Source organism: Allobosea sp. 2KB_26 (genome assembly GCF_052115715.1).
Taxonomy (GTDB): Bacteria; Pseudomonadota; Alphaproteobacteria; order Rhizobiales; family Beijerinckiaceae; genus Allobosea.
The window spans coordinates 25,539-37,914 of the sequence record NZ_JBFRHE010000018.1 but is presented as its reverse complement, the minus strand read 5'-3'; the positions used below and the strand labels follow the sequence as shown (position 1 = coordinate 37,914).

12 protein-coding genes are annotated in these 12,376 nt (G+C 61.6%); 5 read left to right on the top strand and 7 right to left on the bottom strand.

Annotated features, from left to right (window positions below; genetic code table 11):
* Window positions 1–233: 233 nt before the first annotated feature.
* A complete protein-coding gene (locus AB4099_RS29760) occupies window positions 234–1,718 on the top strand; it encodes a DUF1254 domain-containing protein (protein WP_441480751.1) in 1,485 nt (494 codons plus the stop codon).
* Window positions 1,719–2,645: 927 nt separating this feature from the next.
* Here the strand turns inward: AB4099_RS29760 and AB4099_RS29755 are convergent.
* The 7 genes from AB4099_RS29755 to AB4099_RS29725 all read right to left on the bottom strand — a co-directional run bounded on the left by AB4099_RS29755 (window position 2,646) and on the right by AB4099_RS29725 (window position 8,289).
* Complete coding sequence (locus AB4099_RS29755; protein ID WP_441480750.1) at window positions 2,646–3,572, bottom strand: LysR family transcriptional regulator; 927 nt, start codon at window positions 3,570–3,572, stop codon at window positions 2,646–2,648.
* 248 nt (window positions 3,573–3,820) lie between these two features.
* A complete protein-coding gene (locus AB4099_RS29750; RefSeq protein ID WP_441480749.1) occupies window positions 3,821–4,276 on the bottom strand; it encodes a RidA family protein in 456 nt (151 codons plus the stop codon).
* Between the two features lie 173 nt (window positions 4,277–4,449).
* Window positions 4,450–4,824, bottom strand: coding sequence for a nuclear transport factor 2 family protein (locus tag AB4099_RS29745; RefSeq protein ID WP_441480748.1), 375 nt, complete (start codon window positions 4,822–4,824; stop codon window positions 4,450–4,452).
* Between the two features lie 43 nt (window positions 4,825–4,867).
* Entirely contained in the window at window positions 4,868–5,611 is a 744-nt protein-coding gene (locus tag AB4099_RS29740; protein ID WP_441480747.1) for an SDR family NAD(P)-dependent oxidoreductase, read from the bottom strand.
* 70 nt (window positions 5,612–5,681) lie between these two features.
* Window positions 5,682–6,605 carry a VOC family protein gene (locus AB4099_RS29735; RefSeq protein WP_441480746.1) on the bottom strand — a complete coding sequence of 308 codons (924 nt, stop codon included), beginning with the start codon at window positions 6,603–6,605 and terminating at the stop codon, window positions 5,682–5,684.
* Window positions 6,606–6,684: 79 nt separating this feature from the next.
* Complete coding sequence (locus AB4099_RS29730; RefSeq protein WP_441480745.1) at window positions 6,685–7,542, bottom strand: fumarylacetoacetate hydrolase family protein; 858 nt, start codon at window positions 7,540–7,542, stop codon at window positions 6,685–6,687.
* Between the two features lie 87 nt (window positions 7,543–7,629).
* Window positions 7,630–8,289 (bottom strand): FCD domain-containing protein, encoded by a 660-nt coding sequence (locus AB4099_RS29725; RefSeq protein WP_441480789.1) that lies wholly within the window; start codon window positions 8,287–8,289, stop codon window positions 7,630–7,632.
* A 245-nt stretch (window positions 8,290–8,534) separates the two neighbouring features.
* On the opposite strand from AB4099_RS29725, the gene AB4099_RS29720 reads away from it, so the two are divergent.
* Genes AB4099_RS29720 through AB4099_RS29705 form a run of 4 tightly spaced genes read left to right on the top strand, consistent with a single transcriptional unit; the run spans window position 8,535 to window position 12,374 of the window.
* On the top strand, window positions 8,535–9,680 hold the full coding sequence (locus AB4099_RS29720) for an ABC transporter substrate-binding protein (RefSeq protein WP_441480744.1): 1,146 nt from the start codon (window positions 8,535–8,537) through the stop codon (window positions 9,678–9,680).
* 51 nt (window positions 9,681–9,731) lie between these two features.
* Entirely contained in the window at window positions 9,732–10,619 is an 888-nt protein-coding gene (locus AB4099_RS29715; protein WP_441480743.1) for a branched-chain amino acid ABC transporter permease, read from the top strand.
* A 4-nt stretch (window positions 10,620–10,623) separates the two neighbouring features.
* A complete protein-coding gene (locus AB4099_RS29710; RefSeq protein ID WP_441480742.1) occupies window positions 10,624–11,571 on the top strand; it encodes a branched-chain amino acid ABC transporter permease in 948 nt (315 codons plus the stop codon).
* Window positions 11,571–12,374, top strand: a complete 804-nt coding sequence (locus tag AB4099_RS29705; RefSeq protein WP_441480741.1) for an ABC transporter ATP-binding protein — start codon at window positions 11,571–11,573, stop codon at window positions 12,372–12,374. The genes AB4099_RS29710 and AB4099_RS29705 overlap by 1 nt, the downstream gene beginning before the upstream one ends.
* Window positions 12,375–12,376 lie beyond the last annotated feature (2 nt).

Below are 12,376 nucleotides of genomic sequence, written 5' to 3'. Positions count from 1 at the left end.
GAAAATTTGATACTTGAGTCCAGAGGGGATTCCGGCGGTGGCCGCCTTATCGTTGCCGCCGTCGAACGGCAGCTTCCCGACCGAGGTCGTAGGGGCAAAATCGACCCATCTCAGACATTGCGTGCAGCATCGGTCGTGTCCGGAATGGGATGGTTAGCGGCCATTCCTCCTTCCCCACATCCTTACCCAACGCTAGTCTCTTCCTCGATCTCTGTTGGTCACGGGAGAGCTAGATGCGACATCCTCTGAGCCTGATTGCGGTCACCGCCGCTTTTGCCTTGGGAGTTACCCCTGCCTCCGCGCAGCAATCCGAGCCTCATGGCTGGTTGAACACCGAAACGCTCAGGACGCGCTCCGGCGATTTCGAGTTCAAGAATGGCTATCCTGTCGGTGACACCGCCCAGCGGCTTCTCGACCTTCAAAAGCTCAACCGCGCGACCGAGGTCTATCTCACTCAGTTGATGCCCGTCAGCGAGATTGCCCTGCGCGAGGGGCTGCGGGCCTTCGGCGCCAAGACACCACAGCAGCTCGTCATCTGGGAAAACCTGATGGACGCGAAGACGGTGCTGCTGACCGCCAACACCGAGACCGTGTACGCGATCGGCCATCTTGCCCTGAATGACGATGGTCCGACCGTCGTCGAGGCGCCGCCTCACATGCTCGGTTTCCTGCAAGACGGCTTGCAGCGATATCTGGCCGATATCGGTCCGCTCGGCGCCGATAAGGGGCAAGGCGGGAAATTCCTGGTTCTGCCCCCCGGTTACACCGGCCCCGTCCCCGAGGGCTATTTCGTCTCCCGTTCACCGACCTATTCCGTCACCTTTGCAATCAGGGGCTTCCAGGCTGACGGCAAGACGGACCAGGCCGTCGGCCTGATGAAGCAGACCAGGATCTATCCGCTCGCCAAGGCGTCGTCTGCGCCGCCGATGGCCTTCATGAACGGCTCGGGCAAAGACATCGACACGCTGTTTCCGGACAATTTCCGTTTTTTCGAGCTGCTTGCGATGCTCGTCGAGGAGGAACCGCTGGAGAGCTTCGGACCGTTGGAGCGCTCGATGATGCAGGCCATCGGCATCGAGAAGGGCAAGCCCTTCAAGCCCGACGAGAAATCCAGGGCCCTATTGGCCGAAGCCGCGCGAACCGGCGGAGCGATGGCGCGGGCGAATACCTATGCGTCGCCGGCGCCGGGCATTTTCTATTATCCTGACCGCAAATGGCAGGGCGTTCCGGAGGGTATGACGTACACCTTCACGCGAGACGGGGCGCCCCAGATCGACGCCAGAAACAATGTCTACTACATGGCAGCCGGCAATTCGCCGGCGATGATGGCAAAGAACGTCGGTCAGGGCTCGCAGTATCTGTGGACCTATCGCGACGCCGACGGCGCCTTCCTGGACGGGGCGAAGACCTACAAGCTTCACGTGCCGCCCAAGATCCCCGCCGGCAACTTTTGGTCGGTCCTCGTCTATGACGCACTCAGCAGGTCCGAGTTGCAGAACGGCCAGCCGTTCCCCTCAGTCAGCAGCTACAGCAAACCCGTGATAAACCCGGATGGATCGCTCGACATCACCTTTGGACCGGATGAACCGAAGGAGAAGGGAAACTGGATCAAGACGGTCCCAGGGCGCGGCTGGTTCCCGATCTTCAGGTTCTACAGCCCGGCAGAGGCCTATTTCGACAAGACGTGGAAACTGGAGGATATCGCCGCTGTAAAGTGAGCCTGCGGTGCCTCCCAAAAGGGGACCAAGCAGACGCACGATCCGGCAATCCCGATCGTCCGTAATCCCACCCTTCTCAGACCACGGCGAGGCAAGCTCGCCGATGTCAGCTTTCGGGAGAACACCTAATCACCGGTCTCGGACCCATTGCAGTCATTCGCTGCCGCACTCGCGACGGCGTTGATCGCTGTCTGCGATGTACTGCGAAGCCGACTGATCCATGCACCGGCTGATGTGCTCATTCATCGAACCAGGGCGGCGAAAAAGAGAAAATAGCCAACGATGGTAATGATCAGCAGTCCTACAGCTATGGAGAGCGATTTGCGCCAACGCGACATACGTATCTTCCGACCCATAGACGACGCTCGTTCTTTTACCGCGAGCGATGATGTGGATGATTGGGCATCGAGAGCAACAGCTTGCGGCTGCCGAGAGTGGCCTCGGTGACGGGGTTCTCTCCGTAAATGCGGAGCTTGATAAAGCCAGATCGCCCGTCAGAGCATTGTAAGACCGCCTCATGGAGCACGCCGGCTTTCTGGACCACCGGCCCCACGCAATCGATACCGGCATTTGACCGAAACCTAAATTGATCAGTCGGCCAGCCTTCCTGTCTTAGCTCCAGATGCCCCGATAGTGTTTCGCTCGTTCCTTCGACCTGCCCTTCAAAGGGGATGGCGCCACTCGCCTTTGCATCAAGGACGGCCATAGCAAGCGACACTATTAGGCAAATTCGAAGCACGACCGACCTCCGGTCCAACGACCCTTTTCGGTTGAGTAAACCGGCTACCGCCAAATGTCTGCTACCCACCCTCCTGCGACCTTCGGAACGTCCGCTATTGGGCAAGGCCTTGGCGACCTTCCGCGAGCCGGGAACAGGTCGTGGGCTTGCGTTAGATTCTACCCACTACGATGGCCGGGAACGGAGTATCAGTTCGCTGAAGAGGTTGCCCAGGGCACACCGTTCGCCAGCCGCTTGCTTAGGTAGTCGACAAGCGTCCGAACACGATACGAGAGATGGCGCGTCGGCGGGTAGACGGCGTAGATCGTATCCGGCAGCGGCTCATCATCCGGGAGCACTTGGATCAGCCGGCCCGCGCGAATTGCATCGGCAGCAATGAACAAAGGCAAGACCGCCAGGCCAAGCCCTGCGATGGCCAGATCGCGCATGACCTCGCCATTATTGGTGACGAGATGACTATGTGTCACCACTGCGCGCGGACGCATATCGGGTGAAACCGGGAGAAACTGCCAGAGCCGACTGGCATGGGCATTCGCATAGTCGATGCAGCTATGAGCCGAGATCTCTTCGATGGATTTCGGCAGCGACCTCTCTCGCGCATATTCGGGGCTGCAGCAGACAATGCGCCGGCTCTGGCAGAGCTTGCGGGCAATGAGAGAGGAATCCGGCAACCGCCCGATGCGGATTGCCAGGTCATAGCCGCCCGTGACCAGGTCGAGCATGCGATCGTCGAGATCGATCGCAAACTCGATGCCAGGGTGTGATCGCGCGAAGTCAGCGAGCATCGGGCCAAGATGCAGCGTTGCGAAGCTCATCGGCGCGGTCACGCGCAGGCGCCCCTTCAACGGGCCCGTGCGGTCGGTCACCACCTCGACAGCTTCATCAATGGTGCGCAGAGCGTCGCGCATGTGATCGTAGAACGATGAGCCCTGTTTGGTGGGCGTGACGCTACGCGTCGACCGATGGAGAAGCGCGACGCCGAGCGCCTCTTCGAGATCGCTGATGCGTTTGCTGACCACGGATTTCGACAGCTTCAGCTCGGTCGCCGCGGCCGTGATTCCCCCCGCTTCCACGACCTTCAGGAAAGTCACAACATCATCGAAGCGCCAGGCCATTGTTCGATTATAGAGAACTACAGGTGCTTTGCGAAATGGCTGCGGCGCCATTTCGGTGCGGCTGCCGTGACCGTCATGGCACCGGCGTGAGCGGCGAAGCGCCAATCGCTTAAGGTCCGAAGCAGAACCGCCCGATAATGATTGTTGAGGGGTTTTTCATACCGTTGCCCGTAACGCCCGCCTTCACGCCGCCCGTCACCGATGCGCACGATTTCCCCGGTATCAGCCCCATTGTCATGGCGATCCCTTCAACCGCGAAGCGCCGCCATCACCTCGATCTCGATACGCGCGCCCGGCGTGGATAGAGAGTTTACGCATAGGGTGGTGCTCGCCGGCGACCAGTCGGCCACGAACTCCTTTATCGTGAGGCTCACCAGCTCGATCTCGCGCATGTCGGTCAGATACTTCGAAACCTTAATAACGTCCGTCCAGGTCAGATCCTGATCCTCCAGTACGGAGCCGATCGTCTGCATCGCTAGGCGCGTCTGCTCACGGATATCGTTAGGATGGTTGTGCTCCGACCAATCATGCGGGTGTTTGTGATAGAGCGGCGAAGGCGTCGCCCCCGAAACTATCAGCAGCCCCTTGGGTGCCTCTATCCGAATGGCCGGCGCATAGGGCATATCGGCGACGCGAGCCGGGTTCGTCTGTATCTCGCCGATTGCCGGATTAGTCGGCGAGTTGCGGTAGGGTCTGCTGGCCATGACCAATCTCCCTGAGTATGGATTCTGTTTCTGATGCCATGTGCCAGCGCGCCACAGTGTGGCTCGTGCCGCTGCTTCGCGCCGGCGTGCTTGGCGTGGGTTCACCACTCACAACTGCGGCAAAAACTGGGGAATCCCCAGGCCCTGATCGGTGTGCGACCGGCCGGGAAGCATTAAGATATCGGCGTCGGCGCATAGGCTACGAAGCGCCAATCCTCGCCCTCCTGGAGCCACACGGCGAGGTATCGGTTGTTGAGGGTCTTCGCGGTCCCGTTGACCGTGACATCTGCCTTCATGACCCCGGTGACCAACGCAACGTTCCCGTAGACCTTGATCTCCTGATCTTCATTGGAAATCGCGTGATAGTCGAAGAACTTCTCGCCAACTTTCTGCAGATAGCTCGCCTTGTCGTCGCGCGCCGCGTTCGAGTGCGTGTAGACGAGATTGTCGGAGAGTAGGTCTCCGAGCGCGGCGAGATCAGCCTGCAGCATCGCATCATAACGTCGCTTCTCCAGTTGCTCGATCGCACTGATCGCCGTGTCGGTCATGAGCTTTTCCTCATAGGTCTTTTGGGAATGGCGGTTTTGGGATTCAGATCGTCCGCCCGGCATCGATTTTAAGATGCGTTCCGGTCAGGTGCGGAAGCTGGTCGCTGAGCGCAAAGGCGACATAGCGCCCGAGCTCCTGTGCATCGACGACCTCCCCCATCGGAAGGCTCTTGGCCACCTGATCGAGATATCCTGGCATAGCGCGGGTCGCGTCGGTCGCCGTCGTCCCTGGCACGAGCGTGTTGACCCTGATGCGATAGGGCGCGAGCTCAAGTGCGAGCGATTGCATCAGGGCATGAACACCGCCCTTGCTGGCGACATAGGGCAAAAGGCCGGATACCGGCCGCAGGGCCGTCGACGATCCGGTCGCGACGATGGAGCCGCCTCCACCCTGGCCAATAAGTATCCGCGCTGCCTCCAGAACCGTCAGGAAGGTCCCAGTGAGGTTGACGTCCATGACCTGTCGCCAGTCGTCCAAGGAGAGTTCCGCGGCCGGTTTGCGCGCTCCGATGATACCGGCATTTGCGACCGCACCATCGATCCGCCCGAAGTGGCCGACCGCTGTCGCAAACAATCGGCCAACTGCCGCCGCCTCCCTGATATCGGTGGGCACCGCCAGGGCCTCACGCCCGGCGCCCGAAAGCGCCGTCGCCACCTCCGCGAGCTTGCCCTTGTCGAGCCCCGCGAGAACGAGGTTTGCCCCCTGCTCCGCACAGGCATCGGCCGTGGCCCGGCCGATGCCTGATTCTGCTCCGGTGACGACGATGACTTTTCCGGAAAGCAGCATGTCTCTCTCCCCGCTCAGGATGGCCGATGCGGCCGAAGCGGACTCATCGGCCGCAGTAACGCCCTATGCTTCAGCCGCGGGTTGAGCCGTGTTCGGCAAAGGCAGCGAAATCGCTGTGGTGTTGAATCCATGGACGCGGCGGCGGCGCGCCCCAGCGATTCACGACCTTGATATTGGTCAAGTCCGGATCGATGTCGGTGACCTTGGGTTCGTAGCCGCTATCGTTGACGATGGTCTCCATCTCCGACGAGCACTCGACCATGAAGCCGGACCGGTCGACATAGTAGGCGAAGAGGTTGTCGCCGGCGCCATGGCGGCCCGGCCCCCATGAGACGACCCGGTCCAACGCGTCGAGCACGTCGCCGAGCCGCATGAAGTCGCTGAACTGGGCGAACTCCCAGGCATAATGGTGGATGCCCGGCCGAGGGCCCTTGACCACGCCAACGGTATGGTGGCGCCCGTCGGCAGCCCGCATCCAGACGAGTTCGCAACCGGTCGTGCGCTCGGATAGCTTCAGGCCAATCGCCTCGCTCAGCTCGCCATAGATCCGCCAGGGATCAGGAGAGGTCAGATTGACGTGGCAGATACCGCGCGGATGGATGCCGGCTCCGGCGTAACGCCGAGGCTGGTCGGCCGGCATCGGCGTATGCACCTCGAACACCTGCCCGTCGCTCGTCGCGAACGTGACCGAGCGCTCAATGCAGGGCAGCGACGGCTGGCGGGACAACACGTTAAGGCCGATCGTCGAAACCCGCGAGGCCGCTGCCTCGACTGCATCACCATCGATTGCCTCGAGGCCCACCGTCCGCGCCGCATTGCCAGACGCTTGGTGCAACATGAGCTCCGCGCGGCGCCCTGTCGCCGTCAGAACGGCTCTTCCTTCATGATAGTCGACGACGCGCAACCCCAGGACGCTTTCGGCGTCCTTTACGCTTGCATCCAGGTCTTCAACATTCAAAGCCATGTAGCTCTGGCGGGTGACCAGCGGTTTCATGAGCTCAAGCTCCCTCGTTCATTCCATTCTTGCGTTGTTTTTGTTCTTGGTTGGGTTTGGGCGGCGGCCAGTGATGCGCCTAGGCTGCGCTGGCCACGGCGACCTCATCGCGTACCGGATTGCGGAGCACGCCGAGACCTTCGATCTCGACCTCACAGATATCGCCACTCTTCATGAAGAGCTGCGGCTTGCGGGCGAAACCGACACCGGCCGGCGTACCCGTGATGATCAAATCGCCGGGCTCCAGCGTGATCGCCTCGCTGAGATAGAAGATCAGGTCCGCGAGCGGGAAGACAAGGTCGTTCGTGTTTGCCGACTGAACGACGACGCCATTGAGGCGCGTCTCGATCTTCAGCCCCTTGCCACCCGGCGGCAACTCGTCGGCCGTGACGAAGTCGGGGCCGAACGCGCCGGTGTCGTCGAAATTCTTGCCTACCGTCCATTGCGGCGACTTGAACTGGTAATCGCGGATCGAGCCGTCGTTGAAAATCGAGTAGCCGGCGACGTGGTCAAGCGCCGCTTCACGCGTGATGTGCCGACCGCCCTTCCCGATCACCGCGACGAGCTCGCCCTCGAAATCGAGCTGAGGCGAAACGAGAGGCCGCACGATGTCCTCGCCATGCCCGATCAGGCTGGACGCGAAGCGCGGGAACACCGCCGGGTAGCTCGGAACATCCTTGTAGGGACTCTCGGCCGCATGATCGACGTAGTTCAGCCCGACGCAAACGATCTTGGGCGGGCGGGCGATCGGCGGACGAAAGCGAAGACCAGTCTGATCCAGGCGCTTGCCACGCGGCGCTTGCGCCAGCGCGGCAAGCGCATCGGACCCATCCGCGAGGACTTTTCCAAGATCGATGGAGCCGAGATCGAAAAGTTCGGCGCCGTCACGCACGGCCAAGCCCGCCTGCTGACCCGAGACATAACTCACGTACCGCATCGCCATCTCCTTGATTGGATGCCGAGACGGTAACACTCAAAATCAGGAGGTCAACATATTTTCGAATATCTTACGCGCCCTCGATAATTATTCTGGCATCGCCTCTGGCGAAAGTACCCCGTCGGCCGCGAGCAGGATCTGTACGGTGCGATCCAGATGTCGGCGAATGAGGAAGACTGCTGCATCGGCATCGCGGGCGAGCGCGGCGTCTGCAATCTCACGATGCTCGGCGAGATGGTCGCGTGGTTCGCGCAGATACTGAACGGACAGGCGTCGATATCGATCGGCCTGATCGTAAAGTTGTTCGCGGAAGTGAAGCAGCCAGGGCGAGCCGCAGGCGGACACTAAGGTATGATGGAAGGCTCGGTGCCGCTTCTCCCATTCGGCATCGACCAGTCCGTCCGGCCCGAGTTTCGGCTTCTTGCTGAGTTCATGGAGAGAGCCGAGAATTGTCGCTTCCCAGGCATCATCACCCTTCTCGATCGACAATCTCATCCCCATCGCATCGAGTTCCTTGCGCATAAAGGTGATATCGAGAAGGTCCATCCTCGAAACCGGCGCGACGCGAAAGCCCTTGTGTTCCTCTAGGACCACAAGCCCATCGGAGGCCAGCTTCATCAGAGCCTCCCGCAACGGGCTGAGGCCAATCTCATAATGGGCCCGCAACTCCTCGAAACGCAGGCGCGCGCCGGGCTTCAATCGACATTCGAGAATGTCGCGCCGCAGGAGGTCATAGATGCCCGACATCCGCGTACGCCCCTTGGGTTCTTCGTTCGCCGCGCGAGGGAACTCGCGCTGGGTTGGGCGGACCACGTTCAAGATTGCCTCCACGTCATGAATATCGACATCGTGCTGGGATTGTAGCACAAGTCCTCAAGATATCACATGATATCTTTTATATTCGAAAATGTTTGACATAAGCGGAAATTCGCCTAGCCTCCCCCTCAATCGAGAAATGCGTACAGCGTCCGACTTGAAGGGAGAAACTAGCCGTGACCCAGAAGAACCATTCTGCGCTGATGGCACTCGCGCCTGCCGCTTTGCTGTCCCTCTGCCCCTTGAGCGCACTCGCCCAAGCAGCCGCCCCCGGTGAACCGATCAAAATCGGTGCCGTGGTGTCCGCCACGGGCGGGCTCGCTGGAGTCGGACTTCCCGAGCGGGAAGGCATTCTCATGGCCCAAAAGGTCCTAAATGCACGCGGCGGCGTGAATGGTCGGCCGATCGAAATCCTGGTCGAGGACGACGCATCCAGCCCGGATGTCGCCGTCAGCAAGGTCAACGCCCTGGTGCATTCGCAGAAGGTGAAGGCACTGATCGGCACCTCCGGTATTGCGCAGACCGTGGCCGTCGGCGGCATCACAGCGCCGCTGAAGCTGACACAGATCGCCTTCTCAGGGCTGGGGCCCGCCGTCGAACGCGAGCGGACCTGCCTGTTCCACATCACGCCGTCACAAGAGTTGAACGCGCGAGCGCTGCTCTCCTATGCGCGCGACATGAAGGCGACGAAGATCGGCGTCCTGCATGATTCCGGCTACGGCCAGGTCGTCTGGAACAGCATGAAGGATCTCGCCGGCGAATTCGGCGTCACCTGGTCCCAGGTCGAGAAATTCGAGATCGCTGCCACCGATCTGACGACGCAGGCCGCCAAGGTGAGGGCGAGCGCGCCGGATGCCGTCATCGTCATATCGACGTCTCCGATGCCCTTCCGCAATGCGCGGCAGGTGAGGCTCACGGCGCCGATCATCTCCGTCCACGGCACCGCGACCTATGACTACGTCAAGGCCATGGGCGATGCGGCCGACAACATCATCCACGCCGAGTTCCTGATCGCCGAAGACCCGCTGCCACATCAGCGCGAGTTCGTGGACCTGTTCCAGAAGGAACACGGCCGGCTGCCGAAGCATTTCGAGGCCGCGGGCTGGGATGCCGTGATGTCGCTGGCGCAGGCGCTCAAGACAGCCGGGCCCGATGCCACGAACGAAGCCCTCTGCAGCGCCATGCGCCGTCCCTACCAGGGCGTCATGGCGAAATTCGACTTTTCTGCCCCGGATATGGGCGGGCTGACGCTCGCCAGCTTCAACTACTCGAAGCTGGTCAAGGGCAAGTTCACACGCCTCGATTACTCCGCCGCAAAGTGACCGTGGAGGAGCAGGTGCCGAGCGCCTGCCTTCCCTACCGGACCTCTCATCATGTCAGCCAGTCTCGTCATGCAGGCGATCCTGTCCGGGATCACCAACGGCTTCGTCTATGCGCTGATCGGCATAGGCCTCGCCGTGATCTTCAAGGGCACCCAGATCATCAACGCGATGCAGGGCGAATTCGCCGTGATCGGCGCGATGGTCACCGTCTTCGCACTGGAGCCCGCCGGCCTGCCCTATGGCCTGTCGATCCTTCTGGGCGTCGTCTCAGGTGCCTCGGTGGGCCTCATCATCGACCGTCTGTTTGTGCAGCCTATGATGCGCCAGAGAGCCGGAGAGGAAAGCTTCCTGCTGCTCACCATCGGCCTTGCGGTCACGCTGTCCGCGGCCGTGCTCTACCTTGCAGGCCGTAACTCCTATCTGCTGCCGAGCTGGGGCGAGGAAGGCGTCATCGAGATCCTCGATGCCTTTCTGCAGATCCAGGCGCTCTGGTTGATCGGAGCCGCGATCATCGTCGTCGTTGCACTGCGCCTCTTCTACGGCAGGACGCTGCTTGGCCTGTCGATGATGGCAGCGTCCATGGATCCCGACGGCGCTGCCACGAACGGCATCAATGTTCAGCGGATGCGCTCCCTGACCTTCCTGCTCGGCGGCACGGTCGGGGCAATCGCAGGCATCCTTGTCGCTCCATTGATCGCGGTGAACTACCACATGGGCATTGCGCTGACGCTCAAGGGTTTCGCGGCCGCGATCCTTGGTGGATTGAGCAACCCGCTCGGAGCGGTACTCGGCGGCGTCACGCTCGGGCTGCTCGAATCCCTCGCCGTCGTCGGCTTTCCGTCCGGCTACAAGGACGTGATCGCGCTGGCGATGATGATCGTCATCATGATCGTCATGCCGAACGGCCTGCTGGGTCGTGTCGGACGGATCGGAGGCTAGCGCTATGGCCAACCTTCGTACCCCCCTGCTCCTTCTTCTTTTTGTCCTGGCCTGGGCTCTCGCGCCGCAGTTGCTGTCGCGACATCTGATCGATCTCTTCGTGTTCGCCGGGCTCTTCACGATTGGCGGTCTTGGTGTCGGGCTGCTGCTCGGTCAATGCGGGATCGTCAATCTGGCGCAAGCACTCTTCTACGGCATCGGCGCATACAGCTCGGCCTATGTCACGGTGCAACTCGGCTTGCCGAGCTCGGCCGGCTTCCTTGCCGGTATGGTGGTCAGCGCCCTGATCGCCGTCGCGGTCGGATGGCCGATCCTGCGCCTGACCGGATTCTTCCTGGCCCTCGCCACGCTCGCCCTTAGCCTGATCGGCAATGTTCTGTTCTTCGAATGGGACTGGCTGACCGGCGGCACGCTCGGCATCGGGGGTATTCCCAAGCTGAGCATATTCGGCTTCGCCTTCGATACGCCTGAGCGGATCTACTACCTGGTCTGGCCGGTCGCGATCCTCGTGTTGCTCCTCGCCGACAATCTCGTCCGTGGGCGCCCAGGCCTCGCGATGCGCGCCATGCGCGACGCCGCTCCAGCGGCCGAGGTCCTGGGCGTCGACATGCACATTCTCAAGACGGCGATGTTCGTCATTTGCGCCATCCTTGGCTCGCTCGCCGGATCACTCTTCGCGCACTACGTGTCTTACATCAGCGTGCAGAGCTTCACCGTGGAACGCTCGATCGCATTCCTCTTGATCCCGGTGGTCGCCGGCTCGACATCGGTCTGGGGGATCATTGCCGGCGCGTTGTTCGTCACCTTCGTTCCCGAACTCCTGAGCGGTCTCGGCGACATTCACCAGGTTCTGTTCGGCCTGGCGCTCGTGCTGGTCGTCACCCTCCTGCCTGAGGGGCTGATGGGAGGAGCCTATCGCCTCGTAGGGCTCCTGAAACGGAGGGTCGCCTGATGACTGCTGTCGTCGATCTGAAGCCCTTCACCGCGGATCAGGCGCAATTGCCGGCGACGCTGGAGCTGTCAGGCATCGCCCATAGCTTCGGCGGCTTCAAAGTGCTGACCGATGTCAATTTTGCCGTTCCGCAAGGCCGCATCGTCGGCTTGATCGGCCCGAACGGGTCGGGAAAGAGCACCTGCTTCAACATCGTTTCAGGCTTTTTACGCCCCAAGGCTGGCCGGGTTCTGCTGTCCGGGCGCGACATCGCAGCCGACAGTATCCAGGCGCGCACTCGTCACGGCCTGATGCGCACCTTCCAGACGCCGAAGGTGTTCGAGCGCATGTCGGTGCTGGAAAACGTGATGGTCGGCCTGCACCAGCAAGGTCGCAGCGGCATCATCGCGAGCATGCTGCGTACTCCCGCCGCCCGGCGCGAGCTCGATCAACTCCGCAATACCGCCGAGCAGGCGTGCCGCAAGTTCGGGCTGGACAGGCTTCTGGACGAGCAAACCGGGCGCCTCCCGGCCGGTCTGCGCCGTGTCGTGGAGCTTGCCCGCGCCTATGTCGGAGCGCCCCGGCTCATGCTGCTCGATGAGCCTTCCTCGGGCCTCAACACCGAGGAGATCGAGCAACTGCGCGGCTGGATCGCGATGCTCAACAGCGAGGGCATGACCATCCTCCTCGTCAGCCACGACATGGGGCTGATGACAATCGCGGACACCGTGCACGCCCTCTATTTCGGCGAGATCATCGCATCCGGGCCGATGGCCGCGATCCGGGCCCATCCCCGCGTGCGCGAAGCCTATCTGGGAGGCTGAGC